Source organism: Streptomyces sp. R35 (genome assembly GCF_041053035.1).
In the GTDB taxonomy this organism is placed as follows: Bacteria; Actinomycetota; Actinomycetes; order Streptomycetales; family Streptomycetaceae; genus Streptomyces; species Streptomyces lutosisoli.
In genome coordinates, this window is sequence record NZ_CP163440.1 from 9951678 (window position 1) to 9976633 (window position 24956).

Sequence of the window (24956 nt, forward strand, 5' to 3'; positions counted from 1 at the left end):
GGGCGTCCCCGCCCTTCCGGGCAGCCCCCGGCGCAGTCGGGTTCCGGAGGATCCATGGCCGGCTCCGTAGTTCATCTCGAAGAGGACACCGGCCTTCCGCGCACCCACGCGCTGGTCATCGGTGTCGGAAAGTACCCGCATCTCGCCGGTGGCGAGGCGCCGGTGGCGGACTCCGACGGGATGCGGCAGCTCAGCTCGCCGCCCGTCTCCGCCCGGGCTCTCGCGACCTGGCTGCTGGCCGAGTACAACGATCCGCAGCGACCGCTCGGCAGCGTGGCCCTGCTGCTGAGCGAGGAGCAGCCGGCCCCGTTCACGGACCCCCGCACCCAGACCGCCCACGACGTCGACGTCGCCACCATCGACAACATCCTCGCCGCGATCACGGAGTGGTACGACCGCGGTGACAGCAACGTCGACAACCGGCTCGTCTTCTACTTCTGCGGACACGGCGTCTCGCAGGGCGACGACATGGCGCTCCTGGCCGCCGACATCTTCGCCGACGAGCACAACCCCCTCAACGGAGCACTGGACTTCGGGGGGTTGATGAACGGGCTCAAGCGGTGCAAGGCCAGCCAGCAGGTGTTCTTCGTCGACGCCTGCCGGTCCAACTCCGATGTGCTGATCGAGAGTTCGGGCACCCGGTTCGCCGGGCGGACACCACTCGGGGCCGGCGCGCGCCCCCTCGACCTCCCCAGGCGGTTCCACATTCCGTACTACGCCACCCTGGCCGGGGACCGCTCGCACGCGCGGCCCGGACAGGTGAGCGTGTTCACCGAGGCCCTGCTCAAGAGCCTCGCCGGGGCGGCGAGCGACGATCCCGAGGGCGACTGGCGGGTCAACACCTCCCATCTCCTCGAAGCCATCGACCACTTCATGCACCAGCCGCAGTTCGCCGGAGCGGTCGCGGGCGTCCAGGTCCCCTCGGTCGGTGAACTGCCCGTGTTCGTGCTGCACGAGCTGGCCGATCCACCGGTCGTCCCGGTCTACGTGGGCTGTCAGCACGCGGAGGACAATGCCGAAGCCGAATTCGTCTGCCGCGAGGGCGGCCAGGAACGGCTGCGGCGGGCGCCCGGTGACGTCGACGAGGAGGATCCGCAGAGCGAGTGGGCCATCGAACTCCGTTTCGGCAACTACGACTTCGAAGCGCGACTCGGGGACCATGACGTGCTGACCAAGTCCGTCACCGTACGTCCGGTCTTCCGCCGCGTGCAGCTGGTGAAGCCATGAGTGCCGTCCTGAGCGTGCGGGTCGCGCTGAGTCTCTACGAAACCGACGTCGCCGCCGGGGCGAAGGTCGTCGGCAGCATCCACCCGGCCGACGGCGGCGGCGAGTCGCTCCGCAACGTCCTCTTCCCCTGCGGGGATTCGGCTCCGCCGGCGCGCTTCGAGGTCGAAGCCGGCCGGTACATCGTGTCCGCCACGCTGCCCTCGGGCGTCCTGCTCTCCAAGGACGCCGAGGCGCGGGAAGCCACCGACACGTCCGTGACGCTGTCCACGGCACCCTCGCCGTACGAGTCGCACTCCTGGCAGTACCTGATGGGCAACATCGAGTCCTACCGGGCCTACCACGACGGCGAGGAGACACCGGTGCCCCGCTCCCGGGGATCGAACTCCGGGGTCCGGGAGTGGTCCTCGGTCGTCGAACCCGGCCACGCCGTCTGGGTCGGCGACCCCAAGGCGGCGAGCTGGCAGTTCGCGTCCCTGCTCAAGCTCGCCGAGGAGCCCCCACAGGGACCGGTCGTGCTGGAGATCGCCCACTCGGTGCCACACGTCGTCCGCAGTCTCCATCTGGGCGACGCGGCGGCGCGGCTCTACCGCTTCGGCCCGCACGGCCCGGTCGACGAGCACGGCGAGCCCAGGCCCGGTGGGCCCAGCGGCGGGCCCACCGGCCCACGGCAGTTCCTGGTCGTCTCGCTGGCCGGCAGCGACTACGTCGTCACCCTCCCGGCGCCGTGGGGTTCCGCTCAGATCGAGGTCCTCGTCAACGAGCGCCAGAGCCCGACCGGCAGCGCCGTCTCGGTGACCGTGCGCGACAGCCGGGTGGGACCCGCCCTGGGCTACATGGTCCGAGGCGCCTTCGACTCGGCCGCGACCCTCGTCAAGGACGCGGAGACCATGCTCTACGGCGAGATGACGAACCCGCTCGCGGCGGTGGCAGGCGCGTACGTCCTGGTCGGCAGCGAGCTGGCCGAGCGGCCGCGCCGCTGGGACCCGTGGCTCTCCCGGCTGCGGCACGAGTTCGACTGGATGAGCGACGGATCCCTGCTGTGGGCCATGCGTCATCTGCGCCGGGCACACACCGAAGAGGAGCGGCAGGCGGCGCGCGACGCGCTCGTCGAGGCCTTCGACCGCGGAGTGCCGGTCTTCACCCTGGGCTTGAGCCGCCTCATCCACGGGCTCTCAGAGTTCCCCGACGACCCGGAGTGCATGGACCGGCTCGACCAGGCCCGCCGTCTGTCGTGGCGCGTCGACACGCGCGAGCCGTTCGTGACCGTCGCTCTGTACAGAACGTCGCCATGACAGCTCGGCGCGGAAGAACGCCATGACCAGTCCGCATGGGAGGCCGCGATGATCAGGTTCACCATGATGCCCGGCGAGGACGGCGACTGCCTGCTCCTGGAGTACGGCGACGACGCCTTCGTACGCCGGATCCTTGTCGACGGCGGCCGTTCGGGCACGTATCCGCTCATCAAGCCGACGCTCGACGGGCTCGACGGCCTGGTCGACCTCCTCGTCGTCACCCATGTCGACCAGGACCACATCCTCGGGGTGCTCGCCCTGATGGACGACCCCGACAGGTCGGTGGAGTTCGCGGACGTGTGGTTCAACGGCTTTGACCAACTCCTCGACAGCGAGGGGTTCGGCGCCGTGGACGGCGAGAAGCTCACCAGCGCCCTGCTGGCCCAGAAGGTGCCGTGGAACGACGCGTTCGGCGGGCGCAGCGTCGAAGTCGGGCGCGAGCTCGCCTGGTTCGACGACGGCTCCACGATGGACGTGCTCTCGCCCGACCGCGGGCAACTGGAGCGGCTGGCCCCGGTCTGGAGCGCGGAATGCGCCAAGAACGGGCTGATCCCGGGCCGGGATCCCGACGAACTCCCGCCGGTGGAGGGCTTCGAGCACTTCGGCGCCCCCAACGTCGAGCAGCTCGCCGCGTCACCGTTCAAGCCGGACACCTCGAAGACGAACCTCACCAGCATCGGCCTGCTCTTCGAGTTCGAGGACAAGCGCATCGTGCTCACCGGCGACGCGGACGACCGCAGGCTGGTGGCGTCGATACGGCCGCTGGCCGAGGCGGCGGGCGGCCGGCTCCACCTCGACGTCCTCAAGGTCGCCCACCACGGCAGCGACCACAACCTCTCGAACGAGCTGCTCGGCCTGATCGACTGCGACCGCTATCTGATCTCCACGAGCGGCGCACGGCACGACCATCCCCACGAGATCGCCGTCGCCCGCATCCTCCAGCACGGCGGCGACGAGAAGGAGATCGTCTTCAACTACCGCGACCGCGCGGTGATGTGGGATGTCGCCGCCCTCAAGAACCGCTTCGGCTACACCGTGACGGCGCCGGAGCGGGACGCGGAGGACGGGTTCGTCAGCTTCGAACTATGAGTTCCGACAGCCTCGTAGCCTGAGGCACATGCCTGGCAGGATGATCGGTGGGACCAGGGGAGCGGCATGACCACGGAATTCACGACGGACATCACCGGCGCTGTCGTCGACAGCCTCAACGGCACGGCCCATCCGCGGCTGCGCGAGCTGCTCGGAGCGCTCACCCGTCACCTCCACGACTTCATCCGCGAGACGCAGCCGACGATGGAGGAATGGGAGCGCGCCATCGGCTTCCTGACGGCGACCGGGCAGAAGTGCACCGACACCCGGCAGGAGTTCATCCTGCTGTCGGACGTACTCGGCGTCTCGATGCTCGTGGAGACCCTCAACGGCCACCGCGATCCGGCTGTCACCGAGTCGACCGTCCTCGGCCCCTTCCACATGACCGAGTCACCGGTACGCGCACTCGGCGCCGACATCGACCTGGTGGGCAGCGGCGAGCCGTGCGTGGTCAGCGGCCGGGTGCTGTCCCGCGACGGCACTCCGCTGCCCGGCGCCGTCCTCGACGTCTGGCAGGCCGACGCCGAGGGCTACTACGACGTGCAGCAGCCGGACGTCCAGCCACCCGGCAACGGACGCGGGCTCTTCACGGCGGACACCGAGGGCCGCTTCTGGTTCCGCACCTGCGTGCCGAGCCCGTACCCGATCCCCACGGACGGCCCGGTCGGCGACCTGCTCCGGGCCACCGGCCGCCACCCGTACCGCCCCGCGCACATCCACTTCATCGCCACGGCCGACGGCCACACCCCCGTCACCACGCACATCTTCGTGGCGGGCGGCGACTACCTCGGATCCGACGCGGTGTTCGCCGTCAAGAAGAGCCTGGTCCACGACTTCGCCGAGACCGACGACCCTTCCCTGGCACGGGAGTTCGGCATCCCCAACCCCTTCCGGCACGCACGCTTCGACCTCGTACTGGAGCCGGAACGACTGGACTGGCTGGAGTGACCGGCATGAGCACCCCCCTCGACTTCTCGTACGAGACCCGGCCCGCGCGTGTCGTCTTCCGTCCCGGCGCCTCGGTGTCCGCGACACCGGGCGAGGCGGCGCGGCTCGGTCTGCACAGGGTGCTGGTGGTGTGCGGCAGCCGGGGCGAGGCCACCGCGCGGGCGGTCGCGGACGCGCTCGGCGACGCCTGCGCGGGGCTGCACGCCGAGGCTCGTATGCATGTGCCGGTGGAGGTCGCCGACCGGGCCGTCGAGGTGGCGCGCGAGGTGGGCGCCGACGGCTGTGTCGCGGTCGGCGGCGGCTCCGCGATCGGCCTCGGCAAGGCGATCGCGCTGCGTACCGGCCTGCCGCTGATCGCCGTACCGTCCACCTACTCCGGCTCCGAGATGACCCCCGTCTGGGGCCTCACCGAGCACGGCGCCAAGCGCACCGGACGCGACGCCGCCGTCCAGCCCCGCAGTGTCGTCTACGACCCCGAACTCACCCTCACGCTCCCGGTCCCGCTCTCCGTGACCAGCGGCATCAACGCGCTCGCGCACGCGGCCGAGGCCCTCTACGCGCCCGACGCGTCGCCCCTCGTCTCCCTGATGGCCGAGGAAGGCGTACGGGCGATGGCCGGGGCCCTTCCCCGGGTGGCCGCCGCGCCCGACGACCTCGACGCCCGCAGCCGTGCCCTGTATGCCGCGTGGCTCTGCGGTGCCTGCCTCGGTGCCACCACCATGGGCCTGCACCACAAGCTCTGCCATGTACTCGGCGGCACCTTCGGCCTGCCGCACGCCGAGACCCACACCGTGGTCCTCCCGTACGCCCTTGCCTACAACGCGTCCGCCGCACCCGAGGCCATCGCCGCCCTGTCCCGCGCCCTGGAGACCGACGACGTCCCGCACGCCCTTCGCGCGCTGGCCCTGGGCCTCGGCGCTCCCCGTTCCCTCGCCGAACTAGGCCTGAAGGAGCCGGACTTGACGGTTGCCGCCGCGCAGGCCGCCGCGCAGTCGTATCCCAACCCCCGCGAGGTCACCGCGAACGGCGTACTCGGCCTGCTGACAGCCGCGTACGAAGGCTGGGAGCCCCGAAGCGACACCGTGTAGGCGTGGCGTACATCACCCGGGAAGTGTGCGGAAACGCGAAGCGGAACTTCACAGGTTCATGACACGCTCACCACTGGTTACCCGCTGGTAATCCATAGCCACCCCCCACCCCCCTCAGGACTGATCTTGCGTATCCGCAAGCGGCCCTTGCGCGCCGTCATGCCCGCGCTCGCCGTAACTGCCCTTTTTCTCGCCGCCGGTTGCTCCGCAGACCCCGGAACACACTCCTCCTCCGGCGCCGAACGCGCCCGGAACGCCGACGCCTCCGCCGCCGCGACCGCGGACGCCGGCCGGCCGCTCGCCGTCGCCGCCGCCCCCGAGGCGGCTGCCACCTCGACCGCCGTCGCGCGGCCGGGCGCGGCGGGCGGCAAGGCCCGCAAGACCGCGCTGAAGGTCTCGTCGTACGACAGCCGCACCCGACGGGCCGTCATATCCCCTGTCAGCAAGGGGACTTCATCCCAGCCCCAGCCCCAGTCCCAGACCCCGTCCGCCGCCAGTACGGCGAAGCCGCACGGCACCGCCGTCGGCGACGTCATCGCCAGTGCCCCCGCGCCCGGCGCCCCGGACGGACTCCTCGCCAAGGTCACCAAGGTGATCGGCGAGAGCGGTGACGGCACCGAGGTCCAGACCGCGCCGACGACCCTGGATACGCTCCTCGGTGACGACGACGCGAAGGGCTCCGTCCCCGTCGACCCCTCGTCCTTCGACGTGGAGCGGCTGCTGCCCGACGTGAAGGTCTCCTGGGCGAAGACGGGAGACATCCACTCCGGACCCGAGGGCACGAAGGTCCCGCTCGGCAGCCTGCGGATCGATGTCGGCGCGAAGGTCGGCACGGCCGAGGGGGCACCCGCCTCCGCGACGGCGTCCGTGTCCGGCTTCATGCAGGTCGCACCCGAGGTCGACTTCTCCTACGGCGGTGACGCGGCCGGCTCCGGGCCGGGGGCCGCCTACCTCGGTGTCTCCGGCGACTGGACCTCGCAGTGGGCGGTCAAGGGCCGCGCCGCCGCCTCCGCCCAGCCCGTGCGGCTGCCGTTCGCGAAGCTGCACGCCGACCCCGTACTCCAGGTCGGCCCGATTCCCGTCGTGGTGAACCTCGATCTGACCTGCTACTTCCAGATCAGCGCCGACGGAAGCGTCACCGTCGACATCGAGCAGGACCTCAAGGGCGACTTCAAGGCCGGCGGCACCTTCGGCCAGTCCAAGGGCTGGTCGCCGGTCAACGAGTCGCACATGGCGAGCACACCGGTCCGCACCTCGCTCACCACGGCCGGAAGCGTGAAGGCGTCCCTCGGTGCGGAGGCCACCGTCGGTCTGTACGGCACGGTCGGTGTCACCGCCGACCTGGCCCCGTATCTGCGGGGTGAGGCCGCGGGCTCGGTCGACGCCACGTCCGCGACCGGCTCCACGGCGAAGACCGGCGTCGACGCGACAGGTTCCTGGGCCGTCTACGGCGGCGTCGACCTGACCGGCACCCTGCGCATCCAGCTGTCCATCTTCGGCACACCCGTCCTCGAACACAGCGTTCCCCTGGGCACGTTGCACCGGGAGTGGAAGCTGGCGGACGGCAAGGTGTAGCCGTACGAGCAGGACCTCCCGTGTCCGGTGGCAACCAGGCTGCCGGACACGGGAGTTGAGCGGCGAGAGCGCCTCCTGGGCGCCCAACGGGCGGTGCTGCTCTCCTCATTGGTTGATCCTTCATCACTCGGACACCTCCAGACACTGGCGTTTTCCACACCACCCCGGAAAGCTGAGCTGGGCATGCCAACGCGACCCTGGTCTGCCCCGCCCCCACACCGCGGTCGATCAGGAGGACGCAGTGAAGAAAAGCTCGCGGATCCGCAAGGTCTCGCTCATCCTCGGCAGCGCCGTCGCGCTGGTCGTCGCCTTCCCCGGCAGCGCCCTCGCCGACCCGCCGAAGGCCTTGCCCGCGAACGCGGACGGACTGGAGCAGACGTTCCAGCCGGCCTACGACTACGACACGGACGGCTGCTACCCGACCCCCGCCATCGGCCCCGACGGCACCATCAACGGCGGCCTCAAGCCGTCCGGGGCCCTCAACGGCCAGTGCCACGACTCCTGGGACCTCGACAACACCAACGGCTACTCGCGCGAGAAGTGCAACAACGGCTGGTGCGCCATCATGTACGGCCTGTACTTCGAGAAGGACCAGGCGGTGGCCGGCAGCGGCCTCGGCGGACACCGCAACGACTGGGAACACGTCGTGGTGTGGGTGCAGGACAACGAGGCCAAGTACGTGTCCACTTCGGCCCACGGCAACTTCAACATCTACGGCCGTGACCAGATCCGCTGGGACGGCACCCACCCCAAGGTCGTCTACCACAAGGACGGCATCAGCACGCACTGCTTCCGCCCGGCCAACTCCAACGACGAACCGCCGGAGAATCACTACCACACCTGGCAGTTCCCCAGCCTGGTCGGCTGGAACGGCTACCCCGCGGGTCTGCGCGACAAGCTGAGCGCCTACGACTTCGGCAGTGCCGTCTTCGGACTCAAGGACGGCAACTTCAACTACCACCTGGAGAAGGCCAAGCCGGCCGGAATCGCGTTCGACCCCAACGCCTGATCGGCGGGGGCGGGGTGGGTGGCGTGTGCGTCGCCGCCCACCCCGATCGACCGGCACCCCTGACTACTCGGCGAGGAGTCGTTCCTGGTGGCCGGGCGGCCTTCCCTCCTGCCAGGGCACGACCTCCCCGAAGCGCACGAGTTCCCCGTACGCCGCCGCGTCGGCCTTCTCGGAGAGCAGCAGGTCGAGTACGGCCACCGCGGCCCGCGCCGGCGTCTGCGCCTGGCTGAAGTCGGGGAACCACGGCCGGGACAGCGGTGTGTCCACGAGCCCGGGGCAGACCGCCGCGACCAGGGTGTTCCGGTCCAGGTCGGTGGCCCGGCGCTCGGCCGCGACCGCCCGCACCGCGGCGACCTGGGCCACCTTGGACGGCACGTTGATCCAGTGGGGCCAGCCGAGCTCCTCCCAGGTGCCGGCACGGATGGCCGCGCGCCAGGACTCGACCGCCGCCTCGACCTCGTCGAGCGAAGCGCCGTCGAACAGGTGGTGGAGGCGAGGGTCCAGGTGACCGAGCGTGCCCAGGGAGCTGGCCACGACGATCAGCCGTCCGCCGGGACGCAGCACCGGGCCGAACGAGCGCAGCACCGCGTGCGCGCCCCCGTTGGCGACGTCGATGAACTCGTCCGCCTGCTCGGCCTGCGACCGGTCCGGGGTGAGCAGGGCGCTCGCGTTGGAGACGACGATGTCCACCCCGCCGTACCGTGTGCGGAGTTCGGTGGCGAGGCGGTCCACGGCCCGCGCGTCGGTGACGTCGAGCACCCGGCCCTCCACCCGGCTCCTGGTGCCGGGGGCCTTGGCGACAAGTGAGACGGCATCCGTGACGCGCTGGGCGTTGCGCCCGGTGAGCAGGACCAGGTCGTCGGGCTCCATCCGGGCGGCGAGCCCCTCGACGAGAGCGAATCCCAGCCCCTGGTTGGCGCCGGTGACGAGAGCGATACGTGCAACTGTCATGCCCACCACGCTAGGAACACCTGTGCCATGCGTCCAACGAAAGTTGCTCACGTCTGGTATGCGTAAACGTCATGGACTTCACGGATGTCTCTCTCGTCGCGCTCCGCGTCTTCCGCGAGGTGGCCGAGCGGTCCACGCTCACCTCGGCGGCCGCGGCGCTCGGCTACACCCAGTCCGCGGTGTCCCGGCAGATCGCCTCGCTCGAACGGGCGGCAGGGGCACCGCTGTTGGAACGGCGCCGGGACGGGGTACGGCTGACCGCCGCCGGGCACATCGTGCTGCGCCGGGCCGTGACGGTGCTCGACCAGATCGACGCGACGGCGCGCGAACTCGCCGGGCAGCCCGCCGAGGCCGGGACCGTGCGCCTGGGCTGGTTCGCCAGCGCGGGCTCCGTGCTGCTGCCCCGGGCCATCGCCGCGCTGCGCCGCAGCCACCCCGCGATCACGGTGAGCACCCGGGAGGGCAGCACCCCCGCCCTGGTCCGCGCGCTGCGGGCCGGCACCCTGGACCTCGCGCTGCTCGCCTCGATGCCGCCGTTCCGCCCCTTCGACACGGAGTCGCCACCGCTCACCGTGCGGACGCTCAGTGAACGCAGCCTCCGTCTTGCGGTGCCCGCCACGCATCCGCTCGCCGCCGGCGACTGGGTCGACATCGCCGACCTGCGCGGACAGCGCTGGATCGCCGGTTCCTCCTCGGGCGACGAGAAGCTGATGGGCGTCTGGCCCGGCCTGGACGAGCGCCCCGTGATCGCGCACACCGCCCGTGACTGGCTGGCCAAGCTGCACCTCGTCGCCGCGGGCTGCGGCCTGACCACCGTTCCCGCCTCGCTCGCCCCCGCCGCACCACCCGGCGTACGGATCCTGTCCGTGCACGGCGGCCCCGAGGAACGGCGCCGCCTGGTCCTGGCCCGCCTCCCGCGCCCCCTGCCGGAACCGGCCGCCCGCCTGGCCGACGCGCTGCGCACCGCCGCCGCCGAATGGAACACGCCGGCCTGACGATGCCCCCGCGCACCAGGGACGATGACCGCCCGTGCACGGCCATCCACCCATGTGCGGTAGGGTTTACCTGCACGATCACGCGGGTGACCGCGAGTGAGACGCATCGGGACGTGGCGCAGCTTGGTAGCGCACTTGACTGGGGGTCAAGGGGTCGCAGGTTCAAATCCTGTCGTCCCGACGGTGCGAAGGGCCCCCGCAGGCGAGAGCCTGCGGGGGCCCTTTCCGTTGTCCGTCAGGCCTTGCCGAGCAGGCGCCAGATCTGGTTCTTCTTGGTGCCGAGCACGCTCGCCGCATCGCAGGTCCATTGGTGGACCTTCGCGCCGGCCGTCGTCGAGACGTTGCTGACGTCGACGCACTTGCCGCTGTGGACCGCGGTCAGCTGGTAGTCGTGGCTGTTGCCGAGCGCGGTGACAGGGGTGAGGGCGAACTGCTGGTTGGTGGCGCCGTTGCAGGTGTACTGGATGACGGCGGCGCCGTCGGCGGTGGACGCGCCCGAGACGTCCAGGCACTTGCCGCTGAGCTCGTCGACCACGGTGTACGTGTTGGTCTTGCCGCTCACCGGCTTGAGGTCGAGCATCTGCTGGTAGCCGCCCTCGCAGTAGTACTGCTGATACTGCGTGCCGTTGGCGGTACTGAGATTGGTGTCGTCCAGGCACTGCCCGCTGTTCTGGCTCACGGCCACCGTGGAGACCGTGGTCTGGGACGGCGGCAGCAGGGTGACGGTGTAGCCGTCCTTCGCGCTCGTCCAGGGAAGGCTCACCGAGGCGGCGTTGCCGCTCACCGTCAACGTGGTGTCGGAGACGGTCTCCGGTCCGGTGACAGCGCCTCCGCTGTTGTAGGGGATGCGCTGCACGACGGCCCGGACCTGGCCGCTCTCCACCACCGATGTGGTGTTCAGGCCGGTGAGGTTGACGGTGACGGTCCCGGTGTTGCCGCTGCTGCCGAGCAGCACCTTGGCATTGCCCGCGGAGTTGTCCTTGGTGGCCAGGCCGTCGGTGCCGGTACCCGGGGTGAGCTTGACGATGTTGCCGGTCTGGGAACCGTAGTAGCGGTACATGAACCACTCGCCGAGCGGCAGGTACTGGCCCGCACTGTTCTTGGTGAGCAGATTGGCCTCGTTGTCGTGCAGCGCGTTGCCCGAGGCCCAGTTGCCGCGCAGACCGTCGGCGCCGGCCCGTTCCAGCTGGCCGATGAACCAGGCGCCGCCGCCCGGGGACTGCATGGACAGCGTGGCGTACTCGTTGATCTGGTACGGGCGGGTGTTGGTCAGGCCGTAGGAGGAGAGCAGCGAGTTGGCGCGGCCCGCGTCGGTCACCGGGTCGCCGGGCTCGTCGTGCCAGCTCCAGATGTCGGGGGCGACGTTGTTCGCCTTGACGTACGTCAGGTAGCCGGCCCACCAGGTGTTGGACGAGGAGGGCTGGCCCGCCGTGCTCGGCCCCACGATGAGCTGGTCGGGGAAGGACGCCCGGACGCGGGCGTAGAAGCGCGACCACATCTGGAGGAACTGGGTCTGCGAGGCGCCCCAGAAGCCGCTTCCGTCGGGCTCGTTCCACAGATCCCACTGGACGGTCATGTTGTTGGCCTTGACGTCGCTGATGAGCTGGGTGACGAAGGCGTCGAACTGCGTCCAGTCACCGTTGTCGCCGGGCCAGCCCTGGCTGGTGGTGCCGTCCGCGCCCCACAGGTCGTGCGGCAGCAGGACGAAGGTGCCGCCGAGGGCCGCGGTGCGCCGGTACTGGGCCAGGGTGGAGGCCCATCGGGTCTGGTAGTCGGCCAGGCTGGTGGCGTAACCGCCGCTGTTGAGCTGGGCGCCTCCCGCCCGCATGAAGTGCCACTTGATGTCTTTGAAGAAGTGGTCCTGGGGCAGCGAGCCGTCCGGGGTCATCCCGTAGATCATGCCCGAGGCGTGGTACGTCGGGGCGCCTCCGGCGGTGGAGAAGTCGACGGTGACACTGGTGTCGGCTGCCTGCGAGGGAGTGGTCGGCAGCAGGGTCCCGGCCAGTGCGGCCAGCAGGACGGCGACGGCTGAGACCGCTCGGCGTCCGGGTCGGGTTCTGCGGCGGGGAAGAGGGCGTGGCGCGTGCATGTGCGGCTCCCGATGAGGTGGGGTGGGTCGGGTCCGTGCTCGTACGGGCCCGGGCTGTGGGGAACGCGGCCGGCCGGTTCGGTCAGTGGTCACCGCCGCGTACGTGCGCTTCGGCCAGCAGGAGATAGCTGCTGGCGGTCCAGGTGTAGGCGCGGTCGCGCAGGCCCGTGCCGGTCAGGGCGTCGAAGTTCTCGGCGAAGCCATGCGCTTCGCACAGGGCGCGGAAGCGGGCGCTGATGTCGTCCGCCAGCCGGTGGTGGCCGGCGCGGCGCAGGCCGTCCTCGACGAGGACGGTGGCGGGCGCCCAGATCGGGCCGCGCCAGTAGCCGTCGGCGAGGTAGTGCGGTGAGGTGGGCAGTTCGGTGGCGAGGCCGTACGGGGTCAGATGGGTCTCGATGCGGTCGGCCAGCACACCGGCGACGTCCTCCGGCAGCTGCTCGCCCAGCGCGATGGGCATCAGGTCGAGCAGGCTGGAACTGCTCCAGGTGTTCTCGTGGCCGGCTCCCCGGGCGACGAACCGGTCGCCGGTCCAGAGCTGGTCGAGCAGGGCGGCCTGGATCGCGTCGGCGGTGTGTGTCCATCGGAGGGCGTCGTCCGTACGTCCCAACTCGGCTGCCAGATCGGCGAGTTCCCTCAGCTGGAGAATGAGGAAGGACGCCAGGTCGGCGGTGACGACCACTCGCTCGGGGTCGAAGGTCGTGGCGTTGTCCCAGCCGCTGTCGTTGCCGTGCTGGTAGTGGGGCAGGGCAGCACCGGGCGTGCGTCGCGTGGTGAGCCAGAAGTCCGTCCAGCGCTCCAACCGGTCGTACGCCACGGTCAGTTCCGCCTGACTCAGTGGCTCGGGCAGGCGTCCGCGCAAGCGGCGCAGGGCCCAGCCGTGGATGGGTGGTTTGACGAAGTTGTGGAGGACCTCGGAGTGGGTGACCGAGTCGGGCAGCGCCCCGCTCCCGTCCTGGTGGTCGAAGGGCAACGCGAACTGGTCCCAGGCCAGCTCCGGGCAACCGGGCGCCAGGGCAAGGGCGTTGAAGCAGTGGTCCCAGCTCCAGACCTTGTCCATCCAGTGCTTGGACATCAGCACCGCGGGCCGGGTGACCAGGCCGGCAGGGCGTACGGTCGCGGACCACACCACATACGCGGCGAGTTCGGCGGCCGGAGTGGCGGACGAGCGCCAGGGCGCGACCGCGTCGACGAAGTCCGCGAAGGAGTTCCGCGCGGCCTCCGCGACCTTGCCGAACGCCGCGGACGAGACATAGGGGCGACGTCCGGTCTCGTACTCCTCGACGGCGATCTCCCAGACTCCGCCGTCTTCGGCGGTGACCGTGACACCGCGATCCCCGGTGCCCAGCGCCTGGGCACCGGACACGTCGGACACGGTCCCGGACAGCACGGTGATCCCGTAACGGCGCCCGGTCTCGTACGAGGTGAACACGTACCCGCCGCTGACGGGTTCGGGGAAGAAGTAGGTGCCGCTGAACGGTGTCAGAGCCTGTGCCGCGGCGGCCACGCGCAGGCCGATCCCTGTACCGCGCAGGCGCACGGTGTCCGGCGACTCGTAGGCGAGGTCGATGCGTCCGCCCGGGTGGATCCAGCTGAGCAGGCCGGGGGTCGCCTCCACGCGGGCGGCGGCCCGGTCGCCGGTCGCGGTGTCCAGCGGGACCAGACGCAGCACGGCGTGCATGCCGTTCTGGTGGGAGACCAGATGGAGGTCCTCCGCGTATGTCTGCTCCGCCACCACGGGGGAGATGCCGAACCAGGATCCGTGGGTGCTGAACGGGATGTCGTGGACGGAGAAGGCCGGGCCGGGTGAGGCGGCGGTCATGAAGGGTGACTCGTTTCTTCAACAGGGGGCGCACCGCGAGAAGGTGACGGAAGGTCAGTCCTTCATGGCGCCGGCGGTCACGCCGGCGGCGACGTAGCGCTGGGCGAGGACGAGGATGATCGCGGCCGGCAGCGAGGCCACGACGGCGGTGGCCATGATGGCGTTCCACTGCTGGTTGTTGTTGCCGATGTAGTGGTAGATGCCGAGGGTGATCGGCTCGTGGGCTCCGCCGTTGACGAGCGTGCCGGCGAAGACGAAGTCGGACCAGGACCACAGGAACGCGAACAGGGACACAGTGACGACCGCGTTGCGGCTCATCGGCAGGACGATCGACCGGAAGGTACGCCACGGGCCGGCGCCGTCGGTCTTCGCGGCCTGGAGCAGTTCGCCGGGGATGCCGGACATGAACGCGGTGAAGATGAGCACGCCGAAGGGGACGGCGAGCGTGGAGTCGGCCACGATCAGGCCGGGCACGGACTGGAGCCAGCCGAGGCTCAGATAGATGGCGTAGAAGCCCATCGCCATGATGATTCCGGGGATCATCTGGGCGGCCAGGAGGACGAAGTTCAAGATGCCGCCGCCGCGTGGGCGCAGCTTGGCCAGCGCGTATCCGGCGGGTGCGGACAGGGCCACGGTCAGGGCGACGGTGCCGAGGCCGATGACGAGGCTGGTACCGAGATACGGCAACTGCTGGTCCACGACGGCCCGATAGCCCTCCAAGGTGCCGTGGACCGGGAACAGGTCCGGCGGCGACTTGCGCATGTCCTGATCGCGGGTGAAGGACACGTTGAGCATCCAGTAGACCGGGAAGAGCATGATCGCGGTCAGCAGGACGCCGAGGACCGTCTTCCAGCCCGTACGGCTGTGCCGGTTCATGAGGACGCCTGCTTTCTCTGGGCCCGCACATGGACCAGGCCGAACATCAGGGCGGCGACGACGAGCAGGTTTCCGACGGCCGCGCCGGGGCCGAAGGCCGGGAGCAGATTGCCGAAGCCGAGTTGGTAGGACCAGGTGGCGAACGTGGTGGACGAGTCCGCGGGGCCGCCCTTGGTCATGATCCAGATGATGTCGAAGACCTTGAGCGTGTAGACCAGGCCCAGCAGCAGGGTGATCGCGGAGACCGGCCGCAGCAGCGGGAAGGTGATGCGCCAGAACCGCTGCCAGGCGTTCGCGCCGTCGAGGGCGGCGGCCTCGTACAGGCTGGCGGGGATCGACTGCAGACCGCTGTAGAGGACCACCAGGTTGAAGGGGACACCGATCCAGATATTCGCGATGATCACCGATGCCAGCGACCAGGACGGCGAGGTCAGCCAGTTCACCGGGCCGATACCGACCGCGTGCAGGGCCGCGTTGACGACACCGGAGTCGCTGTTGAGCATCCACGACCAGGTGGAGGCCGACACGATCAGCGGCAGCAGCCAGGGCACCAGGAACAGGGCGCGCAAGGTCGCCGAGAGCCGGAAGTGCTGGTTGAAGAAGACCGCGAGGGCCAGACCGATGGCGTACTGGAAGACCAGGCACACGGCCGTGAACACCACGGTGTGGAGCAGCGCCGGGGCGAATGTGGGGTCGTCGAAGACGGTCAGGTAGTTCTTGAGGCCCGTGAACGGCGCGTTGCCCTGGACGAAGGAGCGCACCGTGTAGTTCCGCAGGCTCAGGTCGATGTTGCGGTAGAGCGGATAGGCGTAGAAGAGGGCGAGATAGACGGTCACCGGGGCGAGGAACCCCCACGCGGCCCACTGCTGGGAGGTGGGACGGCGGCGCTGCCGGGGCGGCGGTGCCGCGTCGGCCGCACCGCTGTGGTGGCGTACGGCCGGACGGGCTTCGGTCGTCGGGCTCATCAACGGGCCTCGGGTACCGGTCACTTGACCGCGGACTGGGCCGCGGTGAGCGCGTCCTTCGGCGACTTGGAGCCGCTGAGGGCGGACTGCACCGCCTTCCACAACTGCTCGGAGATCTTCGGGTACTTGGTGCCCAGGTCGTCACTGGTACGCCCCTTGGCCGCCTTGACCGCGTCGACCCACGGCTTCAACTGGGCGTTGGCCGACACCTGCTTGTCCTGGACCTCGCCGGTGGGCGCGACGTAGGAGAGGGTGGTGTCGGTGTCGTACAGGTTCTTGGTGCTGGTGAGGCACGTCGCCAGCTTCTGCGAGGTGGCGTAACGGCCGCTGGAGCCCTGGACCGGGAGGGTGACGAACTCGCCGCCCGTCGGGGCCGCGGCGTTGCCTCCGGAGTCGCCGGGGACGGGGATGACGCCGTAGTCGAAGCCCGCCTTGGCGGCGTTCGCGAGCTGCCAGGTGCCGTTCTCGCTGAACGCGTAGTCGCCGGTCGCGAACTCCTGCCAACTGGTCGTCTGGGTGTTGTTGAGCACGGAGTTCGGGGCGTAGCCCTTGGCCAGCCAGCCCTTCCACAGCGACAGCGCGGAGACGGCCTGGTCCGAGTCGAGAGCGGTGAGCTTCGCGCCCGAGCCCCAGAACCACGGCAGGAACTGGAAGCTGCCCTCCTCCGTCCCTGTCGCGGAGAACGTGATGCCCTTCTTGCCGGCCTTCTTGACCTTCGCCAGCGCCGCGGTGAGCGACGTCCAGTCCTTGACCGAGGTGACGTCCACCCCGGCCGCCTTCAGCACCTTCTTGTTGTAGTAGAGGGCGAGCGTGTTGGCGCCGATCGGCGTGCCGTACGTCTTGCCGCCCGACTGGCCGGCCGCGAGCAGGTTGGGGTCCACGGCCGAGGTGTCCAGCTTGTTGTCGTCGGTCGTGGTGAGTACGCCGGCCTCGGCCAGGGTCGACACCACCGGGTTGTCGACGATGAGGAGGTCGGGGGAGTTGTCCTGCTGCGCCGCGAGCAGCGCCTTGTTCGGCAGGTCGCTGGTGTCGAAGGCGGTCCGCTTGATCTTCACGCCTGCCTGGGTGCCGCAGGAGTCCAGCAGCTTCGCCCAGGCCGAGCTCTTGTCGAACTGGGGATACGGGTCCCAGATCGTGTAAGTGCCGCTGTTTGAGGACGAGTTGGAGGTACTGCCCGAGCCGGAGGAGCAGGCGGTCGCGGTGGTGGCGACGGCGACGACGGCCACGGCTGCGGCGGTGAGACGGCGTCGTCTTGAGGAGCTGTTCATGGCGGGTCCCTCTTGGTTCTGGGCACGGCTGTGCCGTAGGAGAGGCGATAAGGGTGATCCGGGCATGCCGAGGGCGCCGATGAGCGGTTCAGCGGCCGGTGTTGGGGAGGGGCAGGGGAGGCGCCGAGGAAGAGCCGGGCGCAGGGGAGAAGTGGAGGAGGGGCGTCAGACGGTCGTGTCGGCGGCGGGCGGCGCGATGCCGGCGGGCCCGGTACTGGCACGCAAGGAGATCGGTGGCGCGAGAAGGTGGTGCCGGCCGGGCGCGTCGGGATGGTCGAGCCGCTCGACCAGCAGGTCGACGGCGCGGCGGCCCATCTCCGCGGCCGGCACGTCCGCCGCCGTGAGCTGCGGGGTCACCGTCTCCGCCCACCGGCTGGCCACCACGCCGGTGACGGAGAAGTCGCGTGGCACATGGCGGCCGGCCTGGGCCAGCCCTCGGTAGAGGCCGCCGAGCGCGGCCTCGTTCAGTGTGACCAGGGCTGTGGTGGCCGGATCGTCGTACAGGATCCGCTCCACGCAGGCCTGGCCCGAAGAGGCGTCGTCCCCGCAGCAGTACGTCCGGACGGTCAGCCCGCGCTCGGCGGCGGCCTTGGTGAATCCGTCCAGACCCCGGTGGGCCGACTCGTACCCGGCCCGCAACAGCTGCTCGGGCCGGTTGACGAAGGCGACCCGGCGATGGCCCAGGTCGGCGAGGTGATGGACGCACGCCTCCACCAGCGCGGTGTGGTCCAGGCCGACCCACCAGCCGTCCTCCGGATGCGCGGTGCGGCCGATGGCGACGGAGGGGAAGTCCAGCGAGGTGAGGTGGTCCACCCGGTCGTCCTCCAGCCGGATCTCCATCAGGATCGCGCCGTCGACCCGGCGTTCTCCCAGCAGCCGCTGGAACGAGCGGTCGCTGTCCACGCCGCTGGGCGAGAGCAGCACGTCGTAGTCGTAGGCCGCGGCGGCCTCCACGACACTGCCGATGAAGTCGAGCTGCATGCCGGTGTAGTGGTTCCCGGCAGGCGGAAAGACGAGACCGATGGTGCTGGTCCGGCCGTTGGCCAGGGCACGCGCGCTGGCGTTGGGCCGGTAGCCCAGTTCGTCGATGACCTGCTGGATCTTCCGGCGGGTGTCGTCCGACACGGGGCGCTTGCCGCTCAGCGCATAGGACACGGTGCTCCGCGAGACACCGGCCCGCTGGGCGATCTCTCCGATGTTCACGGGGGCTCCTAGCTCGGACCGGTTCGATGAGCCCCGGGAGGGCGTCATCGCCGGTCGCAGGATACGGGGGACGGCGGGCGGGTCACGATGACGAGCCGTTGTCGAACCGGTTCGCGTGAAGGGAAGGTAGGAGCAGCGCGAACGACGTGTCAACGCCTTGCGCAGTACTTTCCGCCATGACGTGGAAACCGGCAGGTAAGGCGACCGTGCGGAGCCGGGGGATCTGGGTCGTGCGTATTGCTGGCCGGTTTCCCCGGTGCTAGCTTCGTCGAACCGGTTCGATGTGGTGGGTCGGTGTGCGGGCGTTGGCGCAACGTCGGCACCCGCCACCCCTATGGGTGCCCGGACAGGCGGAGAGTTCAATGGCTGGGCGCGGCGCCGACGGCTTTTCGACTGCCGCCCGGGCCGACGCCGGCTCGATCACCGCGTTGAGCCGGAACCACGACCGAGAGGAACGACACCCGTGAGCGAGTGGCAGCTGACCCGGACATTCCGCAGCACCTCAGGTGACGTTCGCTGGGACAGCCTCGGACAGCCCGGCCAGGATCCGGTCGTCCTCCTGCACGGCACACCGTTCTCTTCCTATGTGTGGCGCGCCGTCGCCCGCTCACTCGCCCGCCGGCACCAGGTGTTCGTGTGGGACATGCCCGGTTACGGAGCGTCGGAGAAGTACGCCGGGCAGGACGTCTCCCTGGCCGCCCAGGGCAAGGTCTTCACCGAGCTCCTGGCCCATTGGGGCCTGGAGGAACCGCTGGTGGTCGCCCACGACTTCGGCGGTGCCGTTTCCTTGCGGGCGCATCTGCTGCACGGCGCCCGCTACCGCGCGCTCGCCCTGGTCGACCCCGTCGCTCTGGCGCCATGGGGGTCTCCGTTCTTCCGGCTCGTCGGCGAGCACTCCGAGGTCTTCGAGCAGCTGCCACCCGCGCTGCACCACGCCCTGGTACGCGAGTACATCGGCTCGGCCAGCAGTCCGGGCCTGCACCCCGCGGTGCTCGACGGACTCGTCCGGCCCTGGCTCGGCGGCGTCGGCCAGGCGGCCTTCTACCGGCAGATCGCTCAGGCCGACGAGCTCTACACGGACGAGATTCAGGACCGGTACGGCGAGATCGGCATCCCCACGCTGGTGTGCTGGGGGCAGGACGACACCTGGATTCCCGTGGCGAAGGGGCAGGAGCTCGTCGCCCGCATCCCGGGCGCACGCCTTGAGCCGATCGCTGGCGCGGGCCACCTCGTCCAAGAAGACGCGCCCGCCGAACTCACCGCCGTTCTCATCGCCTTCCTCCAGCAGTCCCTCTGAAGGGTTCTGTCGCGGCGCTTGGCCGTACGGCGGCGTAGCCGCGCCCGCGGTGAGGAGAACCGCCCTGTGCGGTCGGCGTTCTCCGTGCCGAATCCTTGACCGCCGCCCGCCCCTCCACGATGCTGTGTTGCGGCACATGAGATGCGTGCCGTAATGAGCAACGTTCGACTCAGGTCTCGTACCAGCCGAGGAGTGGCCATGACTCACCAGGTCCGTGCTGTCGTCGCGCGGGGGAAGGGCGCCCCCGTCAGCCTGGAAACGATCATCGTGCCCGACCCCGGCCCGGGCGAGGCGCTGGTGAAGGTCGAGGCCTGCGGGGTCTGCCACACCGATCTGCACTATCGCGAGGGCGGCATCAACGACGACTTCCCGTTCCTGCTGGGGCATGAGGCCGCGGGTGTCGTGGAGTCGGTGGGGGAGGGTGTCACCGATGTCGCCCCGGGTGACTTCGTCATCCTCAACTGGCGTGCCGTGTGCGGGCAGTGCCGGGCCTGTCAGCGCGGGCGGCCGCAGTACTGCTTCAACACCCACAACGCGAAGCAGAAGATGACCTTGCTCGACGGCACCGAACTGTCCCCGGCCCTGGGAATCGGCGCGTTCGCGGAGAAGACGCTGGTGGCGGCGGGGCAGTGCACCAAGGTCGACCGTGCGGCGTCGGCGGCGGCCGCCGGACTGCTGGGCTGTGGAGTGATGGCGGGCATCGGCGCGGCCATCAACACCGGCAACGTCGGACGCGGTGACACCGTGGCAGTCATCGGCTGCGGCGGGGTGGGGAACGCGGCGATCGCCGGTGCCCGGCTCGCCGGGGCGGCCAAGATCATCGCTGTCGACATCGACGAGCGGAAGCTCGAAACCGCGAAGAAGATCGGCGCGACCCACACCGTCAACTCCAAGCACGGCGATCCCGTCGAGGCCGTACGCGAGCTGACCGGCGGCTTCGGCGCCGACGTGGTGATCGAGGCGGTCGGCCGCCCCGAGACGTACAAGCAGGCCTTCTACGCCCGCGACCTGGCGGGCACGGTCGTCCTCGTCGGCGTACCGACCCCGGAGATGAAGCTCGAACTGCCGCTGCTGGACGTCTTCGGGCGGGGTGGCGCACTGAAGTCGTCCTGGTACGGCGATTGCCTGCCCTCCCGCGACTTCCCGATGCTCATCGACCTGTATCTGCAGGGCCGACTGGACCTGGACGCGTTCGTGACGGAGACCATCGCGCTGGAGGATGTCGAGAAGGCCTTCGAGCGGATGCACGGCGGAGATGTGCTGCGCTCGGTGGTGGTGTTCTGATGACCGTGCGTATCGAGCATCTGGTCACCTCGGGGACGTTCTCCCTGGACGGCGGTACCTGGGACGTCGACAACAACGTCTGGATCGTCGGGGACGACAGCGAGGCCGTCGTCATCGACGCCGCGCATGACGCCGCGGCGATCGCCGAAGCCCTCGGCGGACGTACGCTGCGGGCCATCGTGTGCACCCACGCCCACAACGACCACATCGACGCGGCCCCCGAACTCGCCGACCGTACCGGCGCTCCGATCCTGCTCCACGGCGACGACCTGCCGCTGTGGAAGCAGACCCACCCGGAGCGGTCACCCGATGGCGAACTGGCCGACGGGCAGGTCGTCACGGTGGCCGGTGTCGAGCTGACCGTGCTGCACACCCCCGGGCACGCCCCCGGCGCGGTGTGCCTGTACGCGCCGGGCCTGAAGGCACTCTTCAGCGGTGACACGCTCTTCGCGGGTGGACCGGGGGCGACGGGAAGGTCGTACAGCCATTTCCCGACCATCGTCGACTCGATCCGGGACCGGCTGCTGACGCTGCCGGGCGACACGGTCGTGCACACCGGCCACGGGGACACGACCACCGTCGACGCCGAGGCCCCGCATCTTCAGGAGTGGATCGACCGCGGGTTCTGACCGCTGCCGACCGTGCGGCGGCCTCGTCTCAGCACTCGATGACGTTGACGGCGAGGCCGCCGCGCGAGGTCTCCTTGTCCTTCGCTTTCCCTAAACGCGGCCTGCAGGCGCAGCCATGCGCAGCAGCCGTTCGGTGATCTCCCGGTACTGCTTGAGCGCGAGCCGTAGTTCCTCGGTCTGCACATGGGTGTCCGGGTCGTGCCAGCCTGTGCGCAGGACGCGCCGGCGTTCTGCGAGGGTGTGGGTGAACTGGGTGGCGACCTCGCCGAAGACGGCGTCGGCTTCTTCCACCGCCTGGCGCGGGCTGTCGACGAAGGTGCTGAGAGCCTGCTGGAGGCGCAGGGTGAGCTTGTCCCGGTCGCCCTGCGGGATCAGGTCCGGGCCGAGTTTGCGGTCGGGGCTGTCGGCGCTCGTGCCGGGCTCGCGCGGTGCGTGAGCGGGTTCGGTGCGGGGTGCCTGCGGGGCGCGCTGCATCGCGGGATCCGGGGCCCCGGGCTGGGGGTGCGGTGCGTGTTCGGCGTTGTGCGACATCATGTGCTGCTTCCCTTCGCGTGGCGTCGGGTCAGTGCCCACGGCGCATGGCCCTGGTCGTCGCGGGACGACGCGTCGCGCCGGTCCGGGTCGGCCGGCTGTTCGCTGACCAGCGCCTCGAAGAGGCTTCGGGCTTCGACCATGGCCTCCCGCATTTCCTCGGTGCCGCTCTGGTCGCGGGCCGCTGCGTGCATGCCGCGGTAGCCCTGGACATAGTGGGCGTGGTGGACGGAGAGGGCGGCGATCTGTTCGTCGAACTGCGCGCCGTCGGGGAAGCCGCGGTCCCCTGCCAGGCGCGCCAGCAGCGCGTCCGCCTCGGTGACGGCCTTCTGCGGTGATTCGACGAACTGCTCCTGGACGGAGGCCCATTGCGTCACGTAGTGCTCGCGGACCTCGGGCGACAACGGCAGCTCCGTGAGGGAGCCGTGCTCCTTCACGCGCTCGCCGAGTTCCCGCTCCGCGGCCTTGGTGTCGCCGTCGTGGTCGGCGACGGCACGGTCGTACTCGGGGCCGAAGCGCCGCTTCAGCCCGTGCCCGCCACCGCCCCGCACTCGTCCACGTCCGAGGTAGAGGAGGGCGGCCAGAGCGATGACGATCACAGCGATGATCATGACGGTGAACATGGCCGCCTTCTTTGACTCTCGGTTCGCACGTTGGTCTGCTTCATTGCCGTCAATTCCTGTCGGCTCATTGAGCGTTGAGGTCTGCCGGGTGGTGTCCACACGGTGTGGGAACGGCCCGGGGCGCCTGCTGTCACAGCCTGAAGCCGCCCTTGGCGTTGTCGCCGGTTGCGGGTGGTCCGGCCGATGCGTTCGGTGACCAGGCCCTTGAATGCCTGCGTCTTGTGCTTGATCGTCCGTCCGGCACTCATGGTCGGCCTCCTACTGGTGTGCCGAGTGGGCTCCCGCGTGTGATCGCCGTACAGGCCGCTGTTCCCGCGGGCGGGATCGAGCCTCGGAGCGGACTACCTGCGGCTGTACCGGCGCCTGCCACCGCCGCGCCCGCGCATCGCGAAGCCGGCGATCCAGACGATCAGCAGGACGGCGGCGACCCACCAAAGGGCCTGCAGGGTGAAGCCGAACCCGAACACCACCAGGATCAGCAGAAGGAGAAGGATCCACAGGATCATTGCCGGGCCTCCAGATCGCGGGAAGTTCCTGAGTTCCGCGGGGTCCGGGCGAAGCGGGGGAGGTGGAATGCGTCGCCCGAGTGATCCGGAGTGGCATAGCCCTACGCCGTGCTGTCAGTCAACGCCGGGCGACTTCCCTTGTCAACGGGGTGTCGACACTGAGGAGTTCTGTGAGCGGGGCAGGGGGCATCGGGGTGAGCGGACCCTCGGCGGGGGCTTCGACCGGCTCGACCCGCTCGGCCGTCGGCAGGATGCGGTCCTCCCACCAGGACAGGCCCAGCACGGTGGCGAGCAGGACGAAGGGGGTCGAAGCCGGAACGATCAGCGCGTACATGTGTACCGCCTGCGGTGGGATGCGTGCGACGTGGCGGACAGCAGAAGGGTGCCCGCATGGGGCGCATCGATGCTGCGTCAGGATCGAGTGGCGGCGGCGGATGCGGGAGCGGCCCGTTGGTGGCGGGACGGGTTCCGGCACTGATGCGCGAGGTGCGCTCCCGAAGGAGCGCGAGAGGCGATCTACGCTGCCGGGGGCTCGGGCCGCACCGCGTACGCTAGCCCTCGCAGCACTCCCCGGACAGATGCCAAGTGGCCATTTGGTTCCCACCAGTTCCGCCGAAGCCGCGGACATGGTCGCTATCCGTAACCTCTGGGCAGGGCTACGCTGTTCGCACAGGCCCCGGCCCCCGGCAGTGATGCTTTGCTCCGCTCCGGGGAGGCCCGCCGTGTTCGTTCTGCTTCTCATCCTGATCGTGGTTCTGTTCGGTCTCGGCTTTCTCCATCCTCTCTGGTGGGTGGCCGCGGCCGTGATGGTCTTCGGTGCCACCCGCTACGGTCGCGATCGTGGGGGAGGCTGGATCCGTGGTGACGGTTCCGATGTCGGGGAGTACCGGGACGACGAGAACCGCCGGGACAGTCAGGACCGCTGGGACCGTCGCTACAGCCGTCAGTACCGGGCGCGCTGGAGGCGCGAGGACCGTCGGGACCGCGAACACCGCGGGTGACCGATGAAGCGGCCTGGCATCGAGAGGTTCCGGGGCGGCTTCAGCCGCGCCGGACGCGCGGAAATCATGGAGAGGCAGAAGCCATGCATCGCACAGCCATGCTTGCGAAGGACTGGTGGAATCCGCGGGCCGAGGCCTCGGCGGAGGATCCGGCGGGTCAGGATGATGTCGTGGCGCTGCGCGCCGAGATCGATCAGCTGCGGCGGGCGCTGGCCGGCCGTGCGGTCGTCGATCAGGCCTGCGGCATGGTGATGGTCCTGGCCCCCTGCCGTCCTGGACCGGCCAGGAACCTGCTGGTGGACATCTCGCGGCAGTGCAACACCAAACTTCCGGACGTGGCAGCGGCTCTGGTCGCCGCCTGGGAGGGGGAGCCGCTCTCGCGGGTGATGCAGCGGGGGCTGCGGCGTGCGCTGCGGCGGCTCTACGCGGAAGACCGAGGGTGCGACTCACCACCGGCGGATGAACCCTCCGGAAAGGGAAGGTCATGATTCACGCAGCGGATGTCCGAGAGTGGCCCAACTGCGACATCGTCGATACCTGAGGGCCACAAGATCGGTGCGCTCGCCGGGTTGTCTCAAGGTCGGCTATGTCAGAACGCTGGTGAAGCAGGCTCCTTCGATGCAGCCGGTAAGAGGCAACTGGCGCGCCGCTGACCGCTCATGGGCACAACGACTGCGTTGTGAGGTACGCA

Annotated in this window: 24 protein-coding genes and 1 tRNA gene; 14 read left to right on the forward strand and 11 right to left on the reverse strand. The window is 69.9% G+C overall.

Features of this window, described 5'->3' with window-relative positions:
* Positions 1–54 precede the first annotated feature (54 nt).
* The 7 genes from AB5J50_RS44725 (at position 55) to AB5J50_RS44755 (ending at position 8228) form a co-directional block, all read left to right on the forward strand.
* On the forward strand, positions 55–1227 hold the full coding sequence (locus AB5J50_RS44725; RefSeq protein ID WP_369264294.1) for a caspase domain-containing protein: 1173 nt from the start codon (positions 55–57) through the stop codon (positions 1225–1227).
* Positions 1224–2519: a hypothetical protein gene (locus AB5J50_RS44730; RefSeq protein WP_369264295.1), complete on the forward strand. Its 1296-nt coding sequence runs from the start codon at positions 1224–1226 to the stop codon at positions 2517–2519. The genes AB5J50_RS44725 and AB5J50_RS44730 overlap by 4 nt, the downstream gene beginning before the upstream one ends.
* A gap of 48 nt (positions 2520–2567) precedes the next feature.
* Positions 2568–3608 (forward strand): ComEC/Rec2 family competence protein, encoded by a 1041-nt coding sequence (locus tag AB5J50_RS44735; RefSeq protein WP_369264296.1) that lies wholly within the window; start codon positions 2568–2570, stop codon positions 3606–3608.
* A 66-nt stretch (positions 3609–3674) separates the two neighbouring features.
* On the forward strand, positions 3675–4556 hold the full coding sequence (locus AB5J50_RS44740) for an intradiol ring-cleavage dioxygenase (protein WP_369264297.1): 882 nt from the start codon (positions 3675–3677) through the stop codon (positions 4554–4556).
* Between the two features lie 5 nt (positions 4557–4561).
* Positions 4562–5644 carry a maleylacetate reductase gene (locus tag AB5J50_RS44745; protein WP_369264298.1) on the forward strand — a complete coding sequence of 361 codons (1083 nt, stop codon included), beginning with the start codon at positions 4562–4564 and terminating at the stop codon, positions 5642–5644.
* A gap of 159 nt (positions 5645–5803) precedes the next feature.
* Positions 5804–7219, forward strand: a complete 1416-nt coding sequence (locus AB5J50_RS44750; RefSeq protein WP_369265685.1) for a hypothetical protein — start codon at positions 5804–5806, stop codon at positions 7217–7219.
* Positions 7220–7460: 241 nt separating this feature from the next.
* Positions 7461–8228, forward strand: coding sequence for an NPP1 family protein (locus AB5J50_RS44755; protein ID WP_327433729.1), 768 nt, complete (start codon positions 7461–7463; stop codon positions 8226–8228).
* A 63-nt stretch (positions 8229–8291) separates the two neighbouring features.
* Here the strand turns inward: AB5J50_RS44755 and AB5J50_RS44760 are convergent, their stop codons facing one another.
* Entirely contained in the window at positions 8292–9179 is an 888-nt protein-coding gene (locus AB5J50_RS44760; protein WP_369264299.1) for an SDR family NAD(P)-dependent oxidoreductase, read from the reverse strand.
* Positions 9180–9250: 71 nt separating this feature from the next.
* On the opposite strand from AB5J50_RS44760, the gene AB5J50_RS44765 reads away from it, so the two are divergent.
* Both AB5J50_RS44765 and AB5J50_RS44770 read left to right on the forward strand, forming a co-directional pair.
* Complete coding sequence (locus AB5J50_RS44765) at positions 9251–10174, forward strand: LysR family transcriptional regulator (protein WP_369264300.1); 924 nt, start codon at positions 9251–9253, stop codon at positions 10172–10174.
* Between the two features lie 107 nt (positions 10175–10281).
* Positions 10282–10355: transfer RNA gene (locus AB5J50_RS44770), tRNA-Pro, on the forward strand.
* A 54-nt stretch (positions 10356–10409) separates the two neighbouring features.
* Here AB5J50_RS44770 and AB5J50_RS44775 read toward each other — a convergent pair.
* The 6 genes from AB5J50_RS44775 to AB5J50_RS44800 form a co-directional block, all read right to left on the reverse strand.
* Complete coding sequence (locus AB5J50_RS44775; protein WP_369264301.1) at positions 10410–12263, reverse strand: RICIN domain-containing protein; 1854 nt, start codon at positions 12261–12263, stop codon at positions 10410–10412.
* Positions 12264–12345: 82 nt separating this feature from the next.
* On the reverse strand, positions 12346–14082 hold the full coding sequence (locus AB5J50_RS44780) for an amylo-alpha-1,6-glucosidase (RefSeq protein ID WP_369264302.1): 1737 nt from the start codon (positions 14080–14082) through the stop codon (positions 12346–12348).
* Positions 14083–14136: 54 nt separating this feature from the next.
* On the reverse strand, positions 14137–14958 hold the full coding sequence (locus tag AB5J50_RS44785; RefSeq protein WP_369264303.1) for a carbohydrate ABC transporter permease: 822 nt from the start codon (positions 14956–14958) through the stop codon (positions 14137–14139).
* Complete coding sequence (locus AB5J50_RS44790) at positions 14955–15923, reverse strand: carbohydrate ABC transporter permease (protein WP_369264304.1); 969 nt, start codon at positions 15921–15923, stop codon at positions 14955–14957. Before AB5J50_RS44790 ends, AB5J50_RS44785 begins: the two co-directional genes overlap by 4 nt.
* 20 nt (positions 15924–15943) lie before the next feature.
* Entirely contained in the window at positions 15944–17191 is a 1248-nt protein-coding gene (locus AB5J50_RS44795; protein WP_369264305.1) for an extracellular solute-binding protein, read from the reverse strand.
* Positions 17192–17356: 165 nt separating this feature from the next.
* Positions 17357–18394 (reverse strand): LacI family DNA-binding transcriptional regulator, encoded by a 1038-nt coding sequence (locus tag AB5J50_RS44800; RefSeq protein ID WP_369264306.1) that lies wholly within the window; start codon positions 18392–18394, stop codon positions 17357–17359.
* A 463-nt stretch (positions 18395–18857) separates the two neighbouring features.
* On the opposite strand from AB5J50_RS44800, the gene AB5J50_RS44805 reads away from it, so the two are divergent.
* The 3 genes from AB5J50_RS44805 (at position 18858) to AB5J50_RS44815 (ending at position 21604) form a co-directional block, all read left to right on the forward strand.
* The gene (locus AB5J50_RS44805) at positions 18858–19691 is read left to right on the forward strand and encodes an alpha/beta fold hydrolase (RefSeq protein ID WP_369264307.1); all 834 of its coding nucleotides are present in this window, start codon (positions 18858–18860) and stop codon (positions 19689–19691) included.
* A 198-nt stretch (positions 19692–19889) separates the two neighbouring features.
* Positions 19890–20975, forward strand: a complete 1086-nt coding sequence (locus AB5J50_RS44810; RefSeq protein ID WP_369264308.1) for an S-(hydroxymethyl)mycothiol dehydrogenase — start codon at positions 19890–19892, stop codon at positions 20973–20975.
* Positions 20975–21604: an MBL fold metallo-hydrolase gene (locus AB5J50_RS44815; RefSeq protein ID WP_369264309.1), complete on the forward strand. Its 630-nt coding sequence runs from the start codon at positions 20975–20977 to the stop codon at positions 21602–21604. Before AB5J50_RS44810 ends, AB5J50_RS44815 begins: the two co-directional genes overlap by 1 nt.
* A 90-nt stretch (positions 21605–21694) precedes the next feature.
* On the opposite strand, the gene AB5J50_RS44820 is transcribed toward AB5J50_RS44815, so the two are convergent.
* From AB5J50_RS44820 to AB5J50_RS44835, 4 genes are all read right to left on the reverse strand, one after another.
* Positions 21695–22138, reverse strand: coding sequence for a hypothetical protein (locus AB5J50_RS44820; protein WP_369264310.1), 444 nt, complete (start codon positions 22136–22138; stop codon positions 21695–21697).
* The gene (locus AB5J50_RS44825; protein ID WP_369264311.1) at positions 22135–22758 is read right to left on the reverse strand and encodes a hypothetical protein; all 624 of its coding nucleotides are present in this window, start codon (positions 22756–22758) and stop codon (positions 22135–22137) included. The genes AB5J50_RS44820 and AB5J50_RS44825 overlap by 4 nt, the downstream gene beginning before the upstream one ends.
* Before the next feature lie 341 nt (positions 22759–23099).
* Positions 23100–23264 (reverse strand): hydrophobic protein, encoded by a 165-nt coding sequence (locus AB5J50_RS44830; RefSeq protein ID WP_369264312.1) that lies wholly within the window; start codon positions 23262–23264, stop codon positions 23100–23102.
* 118 nt (positions 23265–23382) lie between these two features.
* Positions 23383–23598 (reverse strand): hypothetical protein, encoded by a 216-nt coding sequence (locus AB5J50_RS44835; protein ID WP_369264313.1) that lies wholly within the window; start codon positions 23596–23598, stop codon positions 23383–23385.
* Positions 23599–23986: 388 nt separating this feature from the next.
* Here AB5J50_RS44835 and AB5J50_RS44840 point away from each other — a divergent pair, with 388 nt between their 5' ends.
* Both AB5J50_RS44840 and AB5J50_RS44845 read left to right on the forward strand, forming a co-directional pair.
* Positions 23987–24265 carry a hypothetical protein gene (locus tag AB5J50_RS44840; RefSeq protein WP_369264314.1) on the forward strand — a complete coding sequence of 93 codons (279 nt, stop codon included), beginning with the start codon at positions 23987–23989 and terminating at the stop codon, positions 24263–24265.
* A gap of 83 nt (positions 24266–24348) precedes the next feature.
* Entirely contained in the window at positions 24349–24753 is a 405-nt protein-coding gene (locus tag AB5J50_RS44845; protein ID WP_369264315.1) for an ANTAR domain-containing protein, read from the forward strand.
* The last annotated feature ends 203 nt before the right edge of the window (positions 24754–24956 follow it).